17 protein-coding genes are annotated in these 18,597 nt (G+C 56.6%); 11 read left to right on the forward strand and 6 right to left on the reverse strand.

Going from position 1 to position 18,597, the window contains the following annotated elements:
* The 3 genes from AB5Y86_RS03660 (at window position 1) to AB5Y86_RS03670 (ending at window position 4,777) form a co-directional block, all read left to right on the forward strand.
* Window positions 1-3,357 (forward strand): type I secretion C-terminal target domain-containing protein, encoded by a 3,357-nt coding sequence (locus tag AB5Y86_RS03660; RefSeq protein ID WP_368192172.1) that lies wholly within the window; start codon window positions 1-3, stop codon window positions 3,355-3,357.
* Between the two features lie 86 nt (window positions 3,358-3,443).
* Window positions 3,444-4,004 (forward strand): hypothetical protein, encoded by a 561-nt coding sequence (locus AB5Y86_RS03665; RefSeq protein ID WP_368192173.1) that lies wholly within the window; start codon window positions 3,444-3,446, stop codon window positions 4,002-4,004.
* 56 nt (window positions 4,005-4,060) lie between these two features.
* Window positions 4,061-4,777, forward strand: a complete 717-nt coding sequence (locus AB5Y86_RS03670) for an SIMPL domain-containing protein (RefSeq protein WP_368192174.1) — start codon at window positions 4,061-4,063, stop codon at window positions 4,775-4,777.
* A gap of 135 nt (window positions 4,778-4,912) precedes the next feature.
* Here the strand turns inward: AB5Y86_RS03670 and ahpF are convergent, their stop codons facing one another.
* The 3 genes from ahpF to AB5Y86_RS03685 all read right to left on the reverse strand — a co-directional run bounded on the left by ahpF (window position 4,913) and on the right by AB5Y86_RS03685 (window position 8,353).
* On the reverse strand, window positions 4,913-6,493 hold the full coding sequence (gene ahpF, locus AB5Y86_RS03675) for an alkyl hydroperoxide reductase subunit F (RefSeq protein ID WP_368192175.1): 1,581 nt from the start codon (window positions 6,491-6,493) through the stop codon (window positions 4,913-4,915).
* Between the two features lie 154 nt (window positions 6,494-6,647).
* Window positions 6,648-7,214, reverse strand: a complete 567-nt coding sequence (ahpC, locus tag AB5Y86_RS03680; protein ID WP_005337335.1) for an alkyl hydroperoxide reductase subunit C — start codon at window positions 7,212-7,214, stop codon at window positions 6,648-6,650.
* Between the two features lie 692 nt (window positions 7,215-7,906).
* Entirely contained in the window at window positions 7,907-8,353 is a 447-nt protein-coding gene (locus AB5Y86_RS03685; protein ID WP_013723842.1) for a CBS domain-containing protein, read from the reverse strand.
* A gap of 212 nt (window positions 8,354-8,565) precedes the next feature.
* On the opposite strand from AB5Y86_RS03685, the gene queA reads away from it, so the two are divergent.
* From queA to nlpI, 7 genes are all read left to right on the forward strand, one after another.
* Entirely contained in the window at window positions 8,566-9,618 is a 1,053-nt protein-coding gene (queA, locus tag AB5Y86_RS03690; protein WP_021229691.1) for a tRNA preQ1(34) S-adenosylmethionine ribosyltransferase-isomerase QueA, read from the forward strand.
* Window positions 9,619-9,692: 74 nt separating this feature from the next.
* The gene (gene tgt, locus AB5Y86_RS03695; protein ID WP_069555774.1) at window positions 9,693-10,829 is read left to right on the forward strand and encodes a tRNA guanosine(34) transglycosylase Tgt; all 1,137 of its coding nucleotides are present in this window, start codon (window positions 9,693-9,695) and stop codon (window positions 10,827-10,829) included.
* Between the two features lie 52 nt (window positions 10,830-10,881).
* Window positions 10,882-11,217, forward strand: coding sequence for a preprotein translocase subunit YajC (gene yajC, locus AB5Y86_RS03700; protein WP_005337327.1), 336 nt, complete (start codon window positions 10,882-10,884; stop codon window positions 11,215-11,217).
* Window positions 11,218-11,235: 18 nt separating this feature from the next.
* Window positions 11,236-13,089 carry a protein translocase subunit SecD gene (gene secD / locus AB5Y86_RS03705; protein WP_005337324.1) on the forward strand — a complete coding sequence of 618 codons (1,854 nt, stop codon included), beginning with the start codon at window positions 11,236-11,238 and terminating at the stop codon, window positions 13,087-13,089.
* Between the two features lie 10 nt (window positions 13,090-13,099).
* Complete coding sequence (secF, locus tag AB5Y86_RS03710) at window positions 13,100-14,047, forward strand: protein translocase subunit SecF (RefSeq protein WP_005337322.1); 948 nt, start codon at window positions 13,100-13,102, stop codon at window positions 14,045-14,047.
* 84 nt (window positions 14,048-14,131) lie between these two features.
* Entirely contained in the window at window positions 14,132-14,500 is a 369-nt protein-coding gene (locus AB5Y86_RS03715; RefSeq protein ID WP_019446086.1) for a rhodanese-like domain-containing protein, read from the forward strand.
* Between the two features lie 90 nt (window positions 14,501-14,590).
* Complete coding sequence (gene nlpI, locus AB5Y86_RS03720; RefSeq protein ID WP_005351017.1) at window positions 14,591-15,535, forward strand: lipoprotein NlpI; 945 nt, start codon at window positions 14,591-14,593, stop codon at window positions 15,533-15,535.
* A 65-nt stretch (window positions 15,536-15,600) separates the two neighbouring features.
* On the opposite strand, the gene AB5Y86_RS03725 is transcribed toward nlpI, so the two are convergent.
* Both AB5Y86_RS03725 and AB5Y86_RS03730 read right to left on the reverse strand, forming a co-directional pair.
* A complete protein-coding gene (locus AB5Y86_RS03725) occupies window positions 15,601-16,473 on the reverse strand; it encodes a U32 family peptidase (protein ID WP_368192176.1) in 873 nt (290 codons plus the stop codon).
* Between the two features lie 11 nt (window positions 16,474-16,484).
* Window positions 16,485-17,480 (reverse strand): peptidase U32 family protein, encoded by a 996-nt coding sequence (locus tag AB5Y86_RS03730; RefSeq protein ID WP_267517400.1) that lies wholly within the window; start codon window positions 17,478-17,480, stop codon window positions 16,485-16,487.
* A 189-nt stretch (window positions 17,481-17,669) separates the two neighbouring features.
* Here AB5Y86_RS03730 and AB5Y86_RS03735 point away from each other — a divergent pair, with 189 nt between their 5' ends.
* On the forward strand, window positions 17,670-18,203 hold the full coding sequence (locus AB5Y86_RS03735; RefSeq protein ID WP_005344837.1) for an SCP2 domain-containing protein: 534 nt from the start codon (window positions 17,670-17,672) through the stop codon (window positions 18,201-18,203).
* Here the strand turns inward: AB5Y86_RS03735 and AB5Y86_RS03740 are convergent.
* Window positions 18,156-18,572 carry a hypothetical protein gene (locus tag AB5Y86_RS03740; protein WP_005344838.1) on the reverse strand — a complete coding sequence of 139 codons (417 nt, stop codon included), beginning with the start codon at window positions 18,570-18,572 and terminating at the stop codon, window positions 18,156-18,158. The two genes, AB5Y86_RS03735 and AB5Y86_RS03740, sit on opposite strands and share 48 nt — an antisense overlap.
* Between the last annotated feature and the right edge of the window lie 25 nt (window positions 18,573-18,597).

The following is an 18,597-nucleotide window of genomic DNA, read 5'->3' on the forward strand; positions in this document are numbered from 1 at the left end:
GTGGACAGCGATGGGGACTCGGCGACGAACACCCTGAGCGTGCAGATAGTGGATGATGTACCGACGGCGGTGAACGACACCAATGGCACGGCGAGCGAAAGCAGCGTCACCCTCACCGGCAACGTCATTACCAACGACGTGCAGGGGGCGGATGGTGCGGCGGTGACTGCGCGCACTCTGCCCGGGATCTACGGCAGCCTGGTGCTCAATGCCGATGGCACCTACACCTACACCCTCGACCCGGCAGACCCGCAATTTGTGGCGCTGCCGGGCGGGGCGACGGGGAGTGAAGTGTTCACCTATACCCTGACCGATGCGGACGGGGATGTGAGCACGGCGACCCTGACCCTGGCCATCAGGAACGACGATGACGGGGTGACCATCACCAACCTCATTCCACAAGGGGCGGGTGGCGATGCCATCGTGTACGAAGATGATCTGCTGGCAGGGCGCGGCGACATTGAGTCGGCGGGGTCGGACAGCAGTAAGGAGTCGACCACGGTGCCCGGCAGCTTCACCATCAGCGCACCGGACGGGGTGCAGAGCCTGAGCGTGGGTGGCATCAACATCGTGGTGAACGGGGTGGTGGCGGGCTTCCCGCTGAGCGGGGTGACCACGCCGCTGGGCAACACCCTGACCATCACCGGGTACAACTCGGCGACCGGGCTGGTGAGCTACAGCTACACCCTGAACGACAACGAGGCGCACCCGACGGCGAATGGCAACAACAGCCTGTTTGAAGACTTCGCGGTGAGCCTGGTGGACAGCGATGGGGACTCGGCGACGAACACCCTGAGCGTGAAGATAGTGGATGATGTGCCGGCACAGCCTGTTGACCTTAATACCCGTGTCGAGGAGTTTTCGAATCCAAGCACCAATCTTATGATCATCCTGGATACATCAGGCAGCATGGATTACGCCTCGGGAGTGGCTGGATTTGCTACCCGCATGGCCATTGCCAAGGCATCCATTCTGCAGCTCATTAGTGACTATGACGATGTAGGGGACGTAATGGTGCGTCTGGTTGGTTTTGCCAGCTCGGCAACCACTAACTTCTTGGGATCTGGCGATGTCTGGCTGACAGCCACTCAGGCTTTGAATGTCATTAATGGTGTTACCGACTATTTGGGTAATGGCGGGACTGATTATGACGATGCTCTGATCAAGGCTATGTCAGCTTACGACTCGGCAGGAAAAATCATCGGTGGTCAGAGTGTGCTGTATTTCCTCTCCGATGGGGAACCCACCGAAAGTACCAATTGGCCAGGTGTTAGCGGTACCGGAAGTACGGGCATCAACACAGCGGAACAAACCGCTTGGGAAGCTTTCCTTAACAGTAATGATATCAATGCTTATGCCCTGGGCATGGGTACCGGCGCAACCGCTGGCGCGCTGACGCCGATAGCTTACAACGGAAGCTCTGGTCAACAGCAACCGGCTATCATTGTCACGGATCTGAGTCAGCTGGCTTCGACCCTGTCCGGGACAGTACAGGTCCCAACCACAGGGAATTTGCTGACTGATGCTGGGGTTGTATTCGGTGCTGATGGTCCGGCGACCTTGCCAATCACCAGTATCTCTCATGATGCAGATGGCAACCCGGAAACCCCGGATGTGGTGTATACCACGACGTATTCCGGCTACAACGCAATAACGCATGTGCTAACTATTCCCACTCATGGTGGGGGAACTTTCTCGGTCAATTTGTTGACAGGGGCATATAGCTATAGCTTGTCGCTGGACGTGGCAAATGACTATACAGAGACCTTCCGCTACACCATCAGCGATGCGGATGGGGACGTGAAGACCGGCGTACTCAACATGATCACGACAGATTCCAGTGATGTTATCGCCTATGACAACGGTGATGAAGCGCTGGTAACCCAGATCATGATCCCGGGGGCTACGACCAGCACCACACTGGCAGACTTTGGGGATACGACCAATTCTGCGAACAGTGGTGCCGGGTACAATCCCTGGATCTATGACACTTCTGGCACTGGTCGGAGTGTGATGTACTTGAGCTCCAGTTCCATTGGCGATGCCGTGGCGAGCAATGGCAACAAGTGGATTGTCAGTACGCTAGATACTTCAACCCTGGACGGCCGTGTTAGTGGAGGCATATTACAACTCGTTGATAGAAATGATGATGGCGCAGGTGCTGCACAGCTTTTGACCCCAGAGTTCGTCACTGGGCTGGCAGATACAACCACACTTAGCTTCCAATACGATAGAGCTAACGTACATGCCAGCGATACAGTGACTTGGAATCTGTACAAATTCGATGGTTCAAGCTGGGTTCAACTCTCTGGCGTTGGCTTTAGCGGTAATCTATCCGGTGATCCGGGTTCGTTGTCGACTATCACGACGTCTACCCTGGATGCTGGGACACGCTACCGGGTTTATTTCTCGGTGAATGATGGTTCTGGTAACTCTGACTCCACTTTGCAGCTGGATAATATCAAACTCAACGTGACGACTGCGATTGCCTTGACGGCTGCACATGGCAATCTGTTAACCGAGCCCAACCACGACATGATGAGTGGCGATCCTTGGGGAAGTGTTGATGCCATCGGAGCGGAGAGCACTGTGCTCAAGATCTGGAATGGCAGCAGCTATACCGCAGTTACCACGAGCCAAACAGTAGTTGGGCTTTATGGCTCACTCGAAGTCTACAGTGATGGTACCTACACCTATACTCCGAACCCGGATCTCAACAATGTGGGCAAGGCGGATGTGTTCAACTATCAACTGGCACAAAGTGATGGAGATCAGGATACAGCTCAGCTGACCATCAATATTGCTTCCAGTGCCACGGTGGCACCGATAGTAATGGAAGGTACCAATGCCAATGATGCCCTCGTAGGCACCAGCGAAGATGATGTATTACTCGGCCATGCAGGTGCTGATGTGCTTAATGGCAATGATGGCAATGACCGTCTGGAAGGAGGGGCGGGCAATGACACTTTGATTGGTGGTCTGGGTGATGACATTTTGATCGGCGGTCTTGGTAGCGACACCTTCAAGTGGTTGGCGGGGGATGCTGATGGCAGTACCGACAGCATAACTGACTTCACTCTGGGTAGAACGGCCAGCGGTGGCGATGTGCTGGATCTGTCTGATCTGCTGGTTGGCGTACCAGCGCTGGGGGACAACGAAGACTTGGCAGCCGTGCTGATCAACTATCTGCAGTTCAACACGGCCACCAAGACGTTGACGATCGATCCTGCAGGGGCTGGTGGGGAGGCGGAACTGACAATTCAGTTCCAGAATACACTCGATCTGGCTTCTCTGGGTTCTAACCAGGATATCATCAAGCAACTACTGGATGACGGTAACCTTAAGGTTGATATTTAACCCTTGAACGGGGCCGGGCTTGCCTGGCCCCTGTTTTTTCCTCAAGGGGATGGATAAGATAGCGGCAGTAGAGGAGAGGGGTAATCATGCAGTCATTCAACTGGGTCGACATTGATGGCATCCGTTATAGCTGGGATGGGCAGGGGAACATTACCTGCGCAGGCCAGTTTGGCTATCAGGCCTCGATCGCGGGGGATCGGCTGGATGGGATGGAGATTGAGAATGAGGCCGGTGATGTAGCGGGCTCGCTCTATGTTGACTTCGCTACGGCCTCTATCACTTATGTACCGGTCATGGATACCGAGTCTGCCCATAACATGATTTTGGTTGGCCATCATCAGGGGCAGCAGGAGTATCCGCTGGCCAGTTTTCACTCTCCGTTGTTGCAAGATTTGCTAGGACCATCTGATACCATCCCTTGGTCTGCGATGGAGGAGGATAGTGGTGGCACCAATATCGGACAGGAGGTGCAAGGACACGTTCTGTCGTGGGACTCGTTCCATTTCGATGATGAGGTGTTGGTCTGTGGCGCGGCTCCTGCGCTGGATATGGCAAACCAGAGCCAGGATCCCGGCAGCATGGTCACCATTAGTCTCGATCTGACCAATCAGATACTGGATCAGCTCCCCCCCTTGCACGATATATGAATCCCGTAGCTGCACGGGCATAATGGCCTCAATCTTTCCGATTGAGGTTTTTTTCTATGTGGCGTCCCCTTCTTACTCTTTCCGCTCTGGTTGTCAGTGCTCCGCTGCTGGCGATTGAAGTGCCGCAAGCGCCCCATCTGGTGGTGAGTGGCTATGCCGAGCAGAAGACCGAACCCGATATGCTCACCCTCAATGTGGCGGTGAGTGCACTGGATAAGCAGGGCCTCAAGGCCAAGCAGCAGGTCGATACCAAGGTCGCAGCCTTTTTCAGCCAACTGGAAGGGCTGGGAATAAAGCGCAGCGATGTTGAGGCTGGCAACCTGATGGTTTCTCCGGAATATCAGTATGGCGAGAACAAGAAGCCGGTATTGTTGGGGTATCGTGCTCAGCGACAATTGGCGGTGAAGCTCTATCAGCTCGACAAGTTGAGCCCCCTGATGGATACCGCACTCAAAGCCGGGCTGGAGTCCGTATCCCAGATTGAGTACGGGTTGAAATCGCCGCAGGTCATCAAGGAGCAGGCCCGTTTGAATGCCGTTGAGGATGCCAAAACCAAGGCTGAATCTCTGGCCAAGGCGTTCGGGATGAAGCTTGGCAAGGTCTACAGTGTGGAGTACCGCAATGCTTCGCCCATTACCGCCTACAGCCGCAACCTGAAGGTGGTGCAGGGCATGGCGATGGCTGCTCCTGCGGCGGATATGGCGGACAACAGCTATCAACAACAGCAGATCACGGTAAGTGATAATATCGAGGCTGTTTTCTTGCTGGAGTGATGCCCGTCGTTTAAGTCCAGTCATGAACAACCCCGCCATTTGCTGCGGGGTTTTTATTGCGCATCGATGCAGATATAAAAAAGCCGACGCTCGTGTTTACTTAATCGAGCGTCGGCTTTTTGTTGGCGGGGTTTATCAGGCAGTCACAGCATCAGCTTTGGTTGCTTCCGGCGCCGGGTTGCGGATGAGGTAATCAAACGCACCCAGTGCGGCGGTGGCGCCAGCACCCATGGAGATGATGATCTGCTTGAACGGTACCGTGGTGGCATCCCCTGCGGCGTAGACGCCGGGCAGGGAGGTCGCCCCTTTGGTATCGATCTCGATCTCGCCAAAGCGGGTCAGGGCAATCTCGCTCCCTTTCAGGAACTCGGTGTTCGGTACCAGGCCGATCTGGACGAAGATACCCGCCACCGCCAGGTGTTTGATCTCACCGGTGGTGCGATCTTCGTAGTCCATACCGACCACCTTGCTGCCATCACCGATCACTTCGGTGGTGCGCGCGCTCATGATGATGTCGATATTGCTCATGGAGCGAGCCTTCTTCTGCAGCACTTCATCGGCACGCAGGGTGTCGGCGAACTCCACCACAGTCACATGCTCGACGATGCCAGCCAAGTCGATCGCTGCCTCGATGCCGGAGTTACCGCCACCGATCACAGCTACTCGCTTGCCCTTGAAGAAGGGACCATCGCAGTGCGGGCAGTAGGCCACGCCCTTGGTGCGGTACTCGAGCTCGCCCGGCACGTTCAGGTCGCGCCAGCGGGCACCGGTAGCCAGGATCACGGCGCGGCTCTTCAAAGTGGCGCCAGAGGCAAGATCCACGTTCACATATCCATCTTTGCTGATGGCGGCGGCGCGCTGCTCGGTGATCACTTCAACGCCGTACTCTTTGACGTGCTGCTCCAGGCTGGCGGCCAGCTTGGGGCCTTCGGTATAGGGCACTGAGATAAAGTTCTCGATGCCGACGGTGTCCATTACCTGACCACCGAAACGCTCGGCAACGATGGCGGTGCGAATGCCTTTACGAGCGGTATAGATGGCCGCTGCGGCGCCGGCCGGGCCACCGCCCACCACCAGTACGTCGTAGGGAGCTTTCTCATTCAGCTCGGCAGCTTTGCGCTCTGCGGCGCCGGTGTCGAGTTTGGCGACGATCTCTTCGAGTGAAATACGGCCCTGGCTGAACGGTTGACCGTTCAGGTAAACATTCGGTACCGCCATGATTTGACGCTCATTGACCTCATCCTGGAACAGGGCGCCGTCGATCATGGTGTGGGTGATGCCGGGGTTCAGGGTCGCCATCAGGTTGAGGGCCTGAACTACGTCCGGGCAGTTGTGGCAGGAGAGGGAGATATAGGTCTCGAAGTGGAACTCACCCTTGAGATTGCGGATCTGCTCCTGCACGGCCGCATCGGCCTTGGAGGGGTGGCCGCCGCTTTGCAGCAGGGCGAGTACCAGAGAAGTAAATTCATGACCCATGGGGATGCCGGCAAAGTGAACGCGCGGAGCTTGGCCCTGCGGCGCGACACTCATGGAAGGCTTGCGAACGGCAGTGCCAGAGGTCTGGGTGATCTTGGGGGACATCTCGGCGATCTCGCTGGCCAGTGCCAGCAGCTCTGCAGATTTGTCGCTGTCGTTGCCGGACACGCTGATCTCGATGGGATTGACGATGTACTGCAGATAGGTGTTCAGCTGTTGTTTGAGGTTGGTATCCAACATGGTCGAATTCCTTCTTGTAATGGCGAGTTGGCATTAAATGTGAGTCGGTCTGCTTTCAGGTCTATTTGGCAAGGCCGGAAAGCAGACCGGCGCCTTTGCTTGGGGCCGGAAACAAAACCGGCCCTTATACGGGCCGGTCTTGGAAGCCGGAGGCTTAGATCTTGCCTACCAGGTCCAGGGACGGGGCCAGAGTGGCTTCGCCTTCTTTCCATTTAGCCGGGCACACTTCACCCGGGTGGGAGGCAACGTACTGGGCTGCTTTGACTTTGCGCAGCAGTTCCAGTGCATCACGGCCGATGCCGCCAGCGTTGATCTCGACGATCTGGATGATGCCCTGCGGGTCAATTACGAAGGTACCGCGGTCAGCCAGACCAGCTTCTTCGATCATCACGCCGAAGTTGCGGGTGATGGTACCAGTCGGGTCACCAATCATCGGGTACTGGATCTTCTGAATGGTGTCAGAAGTGTCGTGCCATGCTTTGTGAGTGAAGTGGGTGTCGGTAGAGACAGAGTAGATCTCGACGCCCAGTTTCTGGAATTCAGCGTAGTTGTCAGCCAGGTCGCCCAGCTCGGTCGGGCAAACGAAGGTGAAGTCAGCCGGGTAGAAGAAGACCACGGACCACTTGCCTTTCAGGTCAGCGTCAGACACCTGAACGAATTTGCCATTGTGGTAGGCGGTAGCATTGAACGGCTTGATTTCAGTGTTGATGTAGGTAGACATGTAATTGCTCCTTGGTGATGTACATATGCCGGTCTGGTGTTGAAGAGTCTTGCCAGACGAGGCGCTTAACTTTCGATGGATTCATCATAGGGGCTTCCGCTAATCGATAAAAGCCGCAATTTTGAATCGCTTAAATCTACTTATTAGATAGCTCACTATGGCTGTACCTAACATGAATATCTCTGGCCTACTGAGATAACGCCTTGTCGTGGTTCAATATCTGTGCGCTACATCGCCTTTTCAAGGCATAAGAAGGGGTGTGCAGATCCACGATGACGCGATGAGATAAACGGTGGTGCAAACGGGTGGCGCAGGAGGTTGAGGCAGCTGCTCGCAGCGATGGGGGATGTGCTGGTAAGGGGGAAGCCGAAAAGCGCAGATAAAAAAATCCCGGCGCTATCGCAACGACAGGGCCGGGTCATCAAACAAGGAATGGCTATATAAACAAATGCTTTACAGCAAAGACTAACTACGGGGTGTGCAAACTTGCAGACATATGAGAGGAAGATAATGGGTGCACAATCCCTCGTCTCCCCCTCGGCAACTATTGCATGAGAGGGATGATAGTGTGACGCAGATCACAAGGCAAGCATTTGGTGTAATTTTTCAGTCAAAATGAAAGTGTTTCATCATTTCAGCTTGTTTTGACGGCTGAAAACGCTTTTATTGTAATTTAATTACAGTCAGAGCTGTCAAAAGTCGGTAGGTGGTTCCTGCTCTTCCATCAATTCCAGCAGGTTGATGGCCACGGCAATGAAGTCCGACTCGGTGACAATGCCGATCAGCTTGCGTCCTTTGAGTACCGGCAGGCAGCCATATCTGTGCCGCTGCAGATAAAGTGCCGCCTCCTTGATGCCGGCGTGAGGATCTACGCTCGCCACTTGCCGTGTCATGATCTCGTCGAGTTGTACGCTGTCGGTAAATTCGGCTTCCCGCTCCGGGCTGATGAGCAGCAGCTTGGATTCCCGGGTGGCCAGGATATCGGTGAGGGTTACCAGCCCCAGCAGGTGATGCTGCTCGTCGACGATGGGAATGTGGCGGATCCGCTCCTGCTGCATCAGGTCCATCGCCTGTTTGACACTGTTTGACGGACCCAGAGTGAAGGGATGTTCGGTCATGATTTCGGATAGGGTCATCATGGTGGGCCTCCTTGTGTATCTGCTTTCACCCTAGCCCAGCGCCCATTGGCAAAACATGATCAGGGTCAATACAGAACATTAAAGAATCATTAACCGGATGTGTGTCTCAATATTGCTCGCTACCCCTTGTCTCTCTTGGGTTTTTGGTCTTTTGGGTTGCCTTGGAAGATGGGGATAACTAGACTAGCCGCCGATTCCCCCCGAGGTGAAAGATGCAAGTATCCGATTTTCATTTTGATCTGCCAGACGAGCTGATTGCCCGCTATCCGATGGCAGAGCGTACCGCCAGCCGCCTGTTGCAGCTCGATGGTCAAACTGGCGCCCTGCGCCACGGTCAATTTGTGGATGTGCTGGATCAGCTCAATCCGGGTGACCTGCTGGTATTCAATAACACCCGTGTCATTCCGGCACGCATGTTTGGCCAGAAGGCCAGCGGCGGCAAGCTGGAGGTACTGGTCGAGCGCATTCTGGACGAGCACAGCGTGCTGGCCCATGTCCGTGCCTCCAAGGCGCCCAAGCCCGGCACCCGGATGATCATGGATGGCGGCGTTGAAGCCGAGATGCGCGCCCGCCACGACGCTCTGTTCGAGATCCACTTCCTCGACCCGCGTCCGGTGCTGGAGATTTTGGAGGCCATCGGCCACATGCCGCTGCCCCCCTATATCGACCGTCCCGACGAGGATGCCGACAAGGAGCGCTACCAGACCGTTTACAATCAAAAGCCGGGCGCCGTCGCGGCGCCGACCGCCGGTCTGCACTTTGATGAGCCGCTGCTTGAGAAAATTCGGGCCAAAGGGGTTGAAACGGCCTTCGTCACCCTGCATGTAGGGGCGGGGACCTTCCAGCCGGTGCGGGTAGAGAAGATTGAAGATCACCACATGCACTCCGAGTATGCGGAAGTGCCGCAAGAGGTGGTAGATGCCATCGCGGCCACCCGTGCCCGTGGTGGTCGGGTGATCGCGGTGGGGACCACGTCGGTCCGTTCGTTGGAGAGCGCGGCCAAGGTCACCCTGGCGCAGGGCAAACCGCTAGCGCCCTTCTTTAGTGACACCGATATCTTCATCTTCCCTGGTTACAAGTTCCAGATTGTCGATGCCATGGTCACCAACTTCCATCTGCCGGAGTCGACCCTGATCATGCTGGTCAGCGCCTTTGCCGGTTATGACAACGTGATGGCGGCCTATCAGGCAGCCGTGGCCGGGCAGTACCGTTTCTTCAGCTATGGGGACGCCATGTTCGTCACCCGTCGCCAGGTTGAAGCATAAGCTTCAGCTTATTTACCGGGCCGTGAGCGGCCCTCCTATTGTCAGACTGTTTATCTGACGCAGCCGAGGTAGCAATGAAATTTGAACTGAAAACCACCGACGGCCGTGCCCGTCGCGGTCAACTGGTCTTCGAACGTGGTGTGGTACAAACGCCGGCCTTTATGCCGGTCGGGACTTACGGCACCGTCAAGGGGATGACCCCGGAAGAAGTGCGTGAAACCGGCGCCCAGATCCTGCTGGGTAACACCTTCCACCTCTGGCTGCGTCCGGGTCAGGAAGTGATGCGTGCCCACGGCGATCTGCATGACTTCATGAACTGGCAGGGCCCGATCCTGACCGACTCCGGTGGTTTCCAGGTGTTCAGCCTGGGCCATATTCGCAAGATCACCGAAGCGGGCGTCCACTTCCGTCACCCCATCAATGGCGAGAAGATCTTCCTCGACCCCGAGAAGTCCATGGAGATCCAGTACGATCTGGGCTCCGACATCGTGATGATCTTCGACGAGTGCACCCCGTACCCGGCCACTTATGAGGAAGCGCGCAAGTCCATGGAGATGTCCCTGCGTTGGGGCAAGCGCTCCCGTGAAAAGTTTGATGCGCTGGGTAACAAGAACGCCCTGTTCGGCATCATTCAGGGCTCGGTCTACGAAGATCTGCGGGATGTCTCCCTCAAGGGGCTGCTGGAGATCGGTTTCGACGGTTATGCGGTCGGTGGTCTGGCAGTGGGTGAACCCAAAGAGGACATGCACCGTATCCTCGAGCACGTCTGCCCGAAAATTCCGGCTGACAAGCCGCGCTACCTGATGGGTGTCGGCAAGCCGGAAGATCTGGTGGAAGGGGTGCGCCGCGGTATCGACATGTTCGACTGCGTCATGCCGACCCGCAACGCCCGCAACGGCCACCTGTTCACCACCGATGGTGTGGTGAAGATCCGCAATGCCCAGCACCGCAACGACACCAGTACCCTGGATGCCGAGTGTGATTGCTACACCTGCAAGAACTACAGCCGAAGCTACCTGCACCATCTGGACAAGTGCAACGAGATCCTCGGTGCCCGTCTGAATACGATTCATAACCTGCGTTATTACCAGCGTGTGATGCAGGGTTTGCGGGACGCGATCGAGCAGGGTAAATTAGACGACTTTGTAACAGAGTTTTACCGTCGGCAAGGGAAGCCTGTGCCTCCGTTAGCTGAAAATGACGTTAAATAACAACAACATATAATTTTGTTTTTTTAAATCTACATCAATAAGAGGTTGTTAAATGAGCATTATCTCCAAGGCGTATGCAGAAGGCGCAGCACCGGGTGCACAGGGTGGTGGTATGGAAATGATCATCATGCTGGCCGTATTCGGCCTGATCTTCTACTTCATGATCTATCGTCCCCAGGCCAAACGTGCCAAGGATCACCGCAATCTGATGAGCTCCTTGTCCAAGGGTGATGAAGTGCTCACTTCCGGTGGCTTGGTTGGCAAAATTGCCAAAGTAGCTGCAGACAGCGATTACCTGGTGATCGCCCTGAACGACCAGACTCAAGTCACCATCAAAAAGGACTTCGTCTCTGCCGTTCTGCCCAAGGGTTCTATCCAGTCCCTTTAATCTCCCAAGGAGCACAGCGTGTTGAATCGCTATCCGCTGTGGAAATACCTGATGGTGATCCTGGTGATCGCCATCGGTTTTCTATATGCAGCCCCCAATCTTTACGGCGAAGATCCGGCTTTGCAGGTTTCTGCCAGCCGTGGTGCCGAAGTCAAGCTAGATACTCTTGATCTGGTGAAAGAGACCCTTGAAGCGGCCAAGATCCCGGTCAAACATGCTGCATTCGAGCACGGTTTTATCCTGATCCGTTTCAAGAACACCGAAGACCAGCTGAAGGCGCGCGATATCGTTGCCAACAAGCTGGGCGACAACTTCATTACCGCACTCAACCTGGCACCTTCCACTCCCGCCTGGCTCGAAGCCATCGGTGCGGCGCCTCTGAAGCTGGGTCTTGATCTGCGCGGTGGTGTGCACTTCCTGATGGAAGTGGACATGGCCGAAGCACTGACCAAGCAGCAAGAGCAGATGGTGCAGGATTTCCGCTCCGAGCTGCGCACCCAGAAGATCCGTTACTCCGGCGTGCGCCGGGTCGGTGATCAGGTGCAGGTGATCTTCCGTGACGAAGCCGATCAGGAACGCGCCGTTTCTCATCTGCGTCGTCAGAACCCTGATTTGACCTTCACTACCGAGCAGAAAGGGGATGAGTTCATCCTGCTGGCTGGTCTGAGCGAAGCCAAGATCAAGGAAGTGAAGAAGTACGCCCTCGAGCAGAACATCACCATCATCCGTAACCGGGTCAACGAACTGGGCGTGGCCGAGCCGCTGGTACAACAGCAAGGCGCCGAGCGCATTGTCGTTGAACTGCCCGGTATTCAGGATACCGCCCGCGCCAAGGAGATCCTGGGTGCAACCGCGACCCTGGAATTCCACATGGTCGATGAGACTGCCGATATCCAGGCTGCGGCCGACGGCCGTGTCCCGCCCAGCTCCAAGGTCTACAACGATCGCAATGGTCGTCCCGTGGTGCTGCAAAAGCGGGTGATCCTGACCGGTGACCACATCGTGGGTGCCCAGTCCGGTTTCGACGAGTACAGCCGTCCCCAGGTCAACATCAAGCTGGATGGCCAGGGTGGCAACAAGATGGCCAACTTTACCAAGGATAACGTCGGTAAAGGGATGGCGACCGTCTTCATCGAGTACAAGCCGGTCGGTCAACCGGGTCCGGATGGCAAGCGCAAGTTCCGCAAGCAGGAGGAGGTGATCAACGTCGCCACCATCCAGTCGCGTCTTGGCAGCCAGTTCCGTATCACAGGTATCGACAACGCCAACGAAGCCCACAACCTGGCGCTGCTGCTGCGTGCTGGCGCCCTGATCGCCCCGATCCAGATCGTGGAAGAGCGCACCATTGGCCCGAGCCTGGGTCAACAGAACATCGACAGCGGTATGGAAGCCATCGGCTGGGCCATGCTGGTGATCGTGCTGTTCATGGGGATCTACTACCGCGCGTTCGGCTGGGTTGCCAACTTGGCGCTCTGTATGAACCTGGTGTTGATTGTCGGCATCATGTCGATGATTCCGGGGGCCACCATGACATTGCCGGGTATCGCCGGTATCGTCTTGACGCTGGGTATGGCGGTGGATGCCAACGTGCTGATCTACGAGCGTATTCGTGAAGAGATCCGCAACGGTCGGGGTGTTCAGCAAGCCATCCATCTGGGCTTTGATCGAGCATTCTCCACCATCGCCGACTCCAACGTGACCTCGCTGATCACCTGTGTGATCCTGTTCGGAATCGGTACTGGCGCCATCAAGGGCTTTGCCCTGACGCTGGGCATTGGTCTGACCGCCTCCATGTTTACTGCCATCACAGTTTCCCGTGCCATTATCAACCTGGCTTGGGGTGGACGGCGTATCGACAAGCTGCCCATCTGAGGATAGAGAGATGTTTCAGATTCTACATTTTGAAAAACCGATCCCGTTTATGCGCTATGCCAAGCCGGGTGTGGTTTTCTCTTCCGTGCTGATGGTGGTAGCCCTGTTCTTCCTGTTTGATCGGGGTCTGAACTGGGGTCTGGACTTTACCGGTGGTACCACCATCGAGGTGGGGTTCCAGCAGTCGGTGAGCCTGGACAAGATCCATGACGCTCTGGAAGAGCAGAAGATTGAAGGGGCAACCCTGCAACACTTTGGCTCCAGCCGTGACGTGCTGTTCCGCCTGACCCCGAAAGAGGGGGTCAAGGTAGAACAGCAGGGTAACGAAGTGCTGGCGGCGGCCAAGCAGCTCGACGAGGGCGCTGTGCTCAAGCGCGTTGAGTTCGTCGGCCCTTCCGTGGGTGATGAACTGGCGACAGACGGTGCGCTGGCCATGCTGGCCTCCATCCTCTGTATCCTGGCCTACGTGGCAGTGCGTTTCGAATGGCGTCTGGCGCTGGGGGGCATTCTCTCCCTGGTGCACGACGTGGTGATCACGCTGGGTGTCTTTGCCTACTTCCAGTACGAGTTCGACCTGACCGTACTGGCGGCACTGATGACCCTGGTGGGTTACTCCCTTAACGATACTATCGTGGTGTTCGACCGCTTGCGGGAGAACTTCCGCAAGGTGCGTAAAGGGGATACCGAGTACATTCTGGATCTCTCCATGACCGAGACCCTGAGTCGTACCATCATCACCTCCGGCCTTACCTTTATCGTGGTGCTGGCGCTGCTGCTCAAGGGCGGTGCGCTGATCCACGGTTTTGCCGTGGCCATGGTGATCGGTGTGGCGTTCGGTACCTACTCCTCCATCTATGTGGCGAGTGCGTTTGCCATGTTCCTCGGCGTCAAGCGCGAGCACATGCTGCCAACCCAGGTAGAGAAAGAGGGTGCGGACCAACAGGAAATCCTGCCGTAACAGTGAAGAGCGCCTCATGGCGCTCTTTTCTTATCTCTGCGTGTCGTTTGCTGACGCACATGATTTAAACAACAGGAGTTTGTCATGCATCACAATCCCCGTTTTTTAGCGCTGGTTGACGGGATCCGCTCCCGCATCACCGAAACCGATGTTCACCAGATCAAGCGCTGGCAGGACGAAGGGCGCACGTTTCACCTAATCGACGTGCGGGAAGAGAGCGAGTGGGCCAAAGGCCATCTGCCCGGTGCCCGATATCTGGGTCGTGGCGTGATTGAGCGGGATATCGAGACCCAGTTCCCGGATCTTGAGACCGAGCTCTACCTCTATTGTGGTGGTGGTTTTCGCTCCATTCTGGCTGCGGACAACCTGCAACAGATGGGTTATCGCAAGGTGATCAGCGTCGACGGCGGCTTTCGCGGTTGGTGCGATGCCGGATACCCTGTCGAATCCTGATTTATTTGAGGTAGAGGGGCACAGCTACATGACAAAGCGGCAGTTGACCTTTACCATATGCGGGGTCAAGCGTAAGCGTCGGAGTGTTCATTGAACGTCAGGAAAGGGATTGGATACCTCCTCGGTATCCTGTTGTTGCTTCCCATGTGGGGTTGCAGCAGTAGCAGTCAGGTTAACACCCCCAAGGTTCCCAAGCCGCAGCCTGCTTCACTGGTGTTGGCGACCCCCCTGCAGGTCTCCTACCAGAGTGAGCTGGCGCTCGCCCGACTCGGGCAGATGCTCAGTGAAATGGAACTGACCACCGAGCAACGGGCAGAGTTGTTCTATGAGCGTGCCGTGGTGTTTGATCGGGTTGGTCTGCGTTCCCTCGCGCGGCTCGATTTCAACCGTGCCCTGCGGGAGAAACCGGATTTCGCCGAAGCCTACAACTTCATCGGCGTCTATCTGGTACAGCAGCAGAATTACGACGAAGCCTATGATGCCTTCGATTCCGCCCTCGAACTGGCGCCGGACTATGACTATGCCTATCTCAACCGTGGCATCGCCCTCTATTACGGTAACCGTCCTGAGCTGGCCGCGGCCGATATGAAGCGTTTCTACGAGGCGCAGCCGGAAGATCCCTATCGGGTGATCTGGCTCTATCTGGCCGAGCAGAAACTCGACCCGTCGGCCGCAATGAGCCGGATGCGCGAGCGTCTCAACAAGTACGATGACGATGCCTGGAACTGGGATCTGGTTCGCCTCTATACCGGCGAGATCAACGCTTCCCAGCTGATGGGCAACGTGGTGAAAGGGGTGAAGGATAACCGGGAGCTTGCCGAGCGCCTGTGTGAAACCTACTTCTATCTGGGCAAGTTCGAGCTGGGCAAAGGCAACCGCAAGGAGGCCATCAGTTACTTCAAGCTGGCCTTATCTAACAACGTCTATGATTTCATCGAGCACCGCTATGCGCTGCTGGAGCTGGAGTTGATGGCGCGCAAGCCCTTGCCGCCAGGTGCCCAGAGCGCTCGTAACAAGGGTGATCAGCCCTCCTGATCTACTGCCAGGTAGTGGTAAAAAAGGCCTCGCGATGAGGCCTTTTTGTTGGGCGAATGGCGGGTTTACTCCACCAGGCTCATGCCGGGGATCTGGCGCCAGTAGCCGTTGCAATCGCGATCCTGCTGCAGAGCGAGGGGCTGATTGCCCTGCCGGTTGGCTTTGAAGCGGGCCAGCATCTCCAGCGTCTCCATCCCTTGCGGTGAAAGTCTGACCACATCCACCAGACCTTCCATACCAGCCAGCTCGTTACCCAGGTTATAGCAGTAACCGGACTGGGTCTGGATCCCGTTGAGATTGAACACCCGCTGACCCTCGCGGCTGTTGGCCAGTCGTCCGGTGGGGTAGTTGATGCAGGCGAGCTCGCAGTTGTCCTTGGGCTTGTCGAGGGATCGGGCGGTAAAGCAGCGCGCCGAATAGGCGAGCGGCAGATGGCCGTAGGCAAACACCTCCACCTCAAATTGGTCGCGCAGGGTGCCCAGATCCTGATTGAGCTGGATCAGCCAGTCACGGGACAGTTCAACCGGCATGACCCAGCGTTTCATCCCCTGTTTGAGCAATATGCGCAGCACATCGGCGTTATAGGCGTTGATGGCGGGACCACAGACGAAGGGGATCCCTGCCTCCCAGGCGAGTTGCACTGTACCGAGATCGTTGGCTTCGACCATCAGGTCGCCATTGTCGACCAGCCGCTTCACCTCCTTGAGCTCGGAAGGGGCGGAGATAAGGGCGAGGGTCGAGAGCACCGCCTGCTTGCCGGAACTGGCCACCTGACGGGCCAGCGCAATCCAGTCATCGACTTTGAGTTCGCGCCGCTTGCTGCAGACGGTCTCCCCCAGATAGATGATGTCGGCCTGACTGTCGGCAGCGGCATGGTAAAAGGCTTCGGTATCGGCTTTGGGCCAGTAGAAGAGCAGAGGCCCGAGAGAAAATTGCATGGGTGGACTCCTTATTGCCACTGACGATGGTAGGCGCCGAGGGTAGTCTGGCTACCTTCGGAGACGCGGGCTAGCTGGGCATCCCACTCAGCTTTAACCTGATAGGCCTCGGGATTGGCCTGATAGGCATCGATGGCTGCACGCCAGACCCGGGTCACTTGCTCCACATAGGCGGGGCTGCGCTGGCGCCCTTCAATCTTGACCGACTGGATCCCGGTCTTGAAGAGCTCGGGCAGGAGACCCAGGGTATTGAGACTGGTGGGCTCTTCCAGCGCGTGGTAGGTCTGGCCATCTACGTCGAAACGCCCCTTGCACAGGGTCGGATAGCCAGCATTTTCGCCCGGGCCATAGCGGTCGATCAGCACCTCGTTGAGCCGCGACTCGAGACCATTCGGGGTCTCTTCCCAACGGACGAACTTGGCCGGTGAGCAGGCGCCGACGGTGTTGGGACTCTCGCCAGTCATGTAGGAGGAGAGATAGCAGCGCCCCTCGGCCATGATGCAGAGGCTGCCAAAAGCGAATACCTCAAGGCCAACATCGGTCTCGCGGGCCAGCTGCTTGACCTGATGCATGGAGAGCACCCGGGGCAGCACCACCCGTGTGACATTGAATTGCTGCTGATAGAAGCGAATGGCGGCGGCATTGGTGGCGCTGGCCTGCACCGAGACATGGAGTTCCATCTCGGGGTAGTGGCGGCTGGCATATTCCAGCACGGCGAGATCGGCGATGATTAACGCATCGGCGCCGAGGGCTACCCCGCGATCAACCGCCAGTTTCCATCGTGCATCGGCCCCGGGATGGGCAAAGGTATTGATGGCAATATGCAGCTTGCGACCATGTTGATGCACATAATCCACCGCCTTCTCCAGTTTGCTGTCGGTAAAGTTGAGACCGGCAAAGTGGCGGGCATTGGTGTCATCCTTGAAACCGATATAAACGGCATCGGCCCCGTTATCCACGGCGGTTTTCAGTGCCGGCAAACTGCCTGCCGGACAGAGTAATTCCATTGGTACGCTCCGAGAGTGCATATGAAGGGCAAACGAGCCCTGATTGTATGCAGCCATGCACTCCCGCTTTTTGACCTGAGGCAGCTTTGTGTGGCTTTACCCTTCTTGAGGTAACCCTGCACAAGTTTGATTTCCAACAGGATCTTGCCACTCTTCCTGTGTTTGAATGCGCAAAAAAGGGAGTCTATCGTGTTTCAACAACTGCAACGCCGCCTGGTCGAACAGGCTCCGCGCTTCTTGCGCCATCCCCTCAAGCTGGTTCCCTTCAATCTGCAAAAGCAGCTGATGGAGAGTTTGCTGGCCCGGGTTTTCAAAGAGGCTATCGAAGATGGCGATTTCGAGTTTCTGGCAGACAAGTGGCTGAAAGTCGAAGTCTCTGATCTGGAGCTGTGCTGGTTTATCAGTGAGCAGAATGGCCAGCTGGTGGTGGCTCGCGAGTGTGACAAGGCCGATGTCTGCTTCAGCGGTACCGCCAACGACCTGATCCTGATTGCCGGTCGCAAAGAGGATCCGGATTCGCTCTTTTTCCAGCGCAAGCTGAAGATAGAAGGGGATACCGAACTGGGTCTTGAGGTGAAAAACCTGATGGACAGTCTGGATCTCGATGGCTTGCCAAGCCTGATGAAGTATCCCCTGATGGATCTGGCGACGTTTATCGAACGCGCCCGTACCGAGTCAGCGCAGGCTCCGGTGCAGACGGCGCCGGGCGGGATCCCGTCTTAAGTGGACAATCACCCCATGGGCATGGCGACGATAATGGTGCCGTGCCCAGAGACAACGACAGGCCCACAGACAGGGCACCAAGGCGATGAGTGCCGCAGGGGCGGGCAGCTGTGACATAGCCAGCCCCACAGCCAGCCAGATGAAGGGCTGCGCTTCATACAGCCACTCCGGCTGTAGCCAGCGTTTGCTCGGAAAGATAATCAGGTCGGTACGCCGGTAACTGGAGCGCATCATCCAGGTCACCGCTCCGGCGATAAACAGCAAGGCGCCTGCAAACCAGAGCAGGGGCTGTTCACTCAACGTAATAATGGCAATGGCTGCCAGCAGGTAGAGGCTGGGCAATCTCTCATAGATAAAGGGAGGAAGCATGGCGTTGTGTCTCCTGTGCCGTTTA

This window comes from Aeromonas sp. s8 (assembly GCF_040907785.1).
In the GTDB taxonomy this organism is placed as follows: domain Bacteria; phylum Pseudomonadota; class Gammaproteobacteria; order Enterobacterales; family Aeromonadaceae; genus Aeromonas; species Aeromonas veronii.

Bases quoted from the DNA above. Each gene is read 5' to 3' on its own strand.
- AB5Y86_RS03725 (WP_368192176.1), bottom strand. From the start codon at position 16,473: ATGCAATTTTCTCTCGGGCCTCTGCTCTTCTACTGGCCCAAAGCCGAT.
- AB5Y86_RS03685 (WP_013723842.1), bottom strand. From the start codon at position 8,353: ATGATGACCCTATCCGAAATCATGACCGAACATCCCTTCACTCTGGGT.
- AB5Y86_RS03670 (WP_368192174.1), top strand. From the start codon at position 4,061: ATGTGGCGTCCCCTTCTTACTCTTTCCGCTCTGGTTGTCAGTGCTCCG.
- AB5Y86_RS03740 (WP_005344838.1), bottom strand. From the start codon at position 18,572: ATGCTTCCTCCCTTTATCTATGAGAGATTGCCCAGCCTCTACCTGCTG.
- AB5Y86_RS03665 (WP_368192173.1), top strand. From the start codon at position 3,444: ATGCAGTCATTCAACTGGGTCGACATTGATGGCATCCGTTATAGCTGG.
- AB5Y86_RS03730 (WP_267517400.1), bottom strand. From the start codon at position 17,480: ATGGAATTACTCTGTCCGGCAGGCAGTTTGCCGGCACTGAAAACCGCC.
- queA (WP_021229691.1), top strand. From the start codon at position 8,566: ATGCAAGTATCCGATTTTCATTTTGATCTGCCAGACGAGCTGATTGCC.
- ahpF (WP_368192175.1), bottom strand. From the start codon at position 6,493: ATGTTGGATACCAACCTCAAACAACAGCTGAACACCTATCTGCAGTAC.
- ahpC (WP_005337335.1), bottom strand. From the start codon at position 7,214: ATGTCTACCTACATCAACACTGAAATCAAGCCGTTCAATGCTACCGCC.
- secF (WP_005337322.1), top strand. From the start codon at position 13,100: ATGTTTCAGATTCTACATTTTGAAAAACCGATCCCGTTTATGCGCTAT.
- tgt (WP_069555774.1), top strand. From the start codon at position 9,693: ATGAAATTTGAACTGAAAACCACCGACGGCCGTGCCCGTCGCGGTCAA.
- yajC (WP_005337327.1), top strand. From the start codon at position 10,882: ATGAGCATTATCTCCAAGGCGTATGCAGAAGGCGCAGCACCGGGTGCA.
- AB5Y86_RS03715 (WP_019446086.1), top strand. From the start codon at position 14,132: ATGCATCACAATCCCCGTTTTTTAGCGCTGGTTGACGGGATCCGCTCC.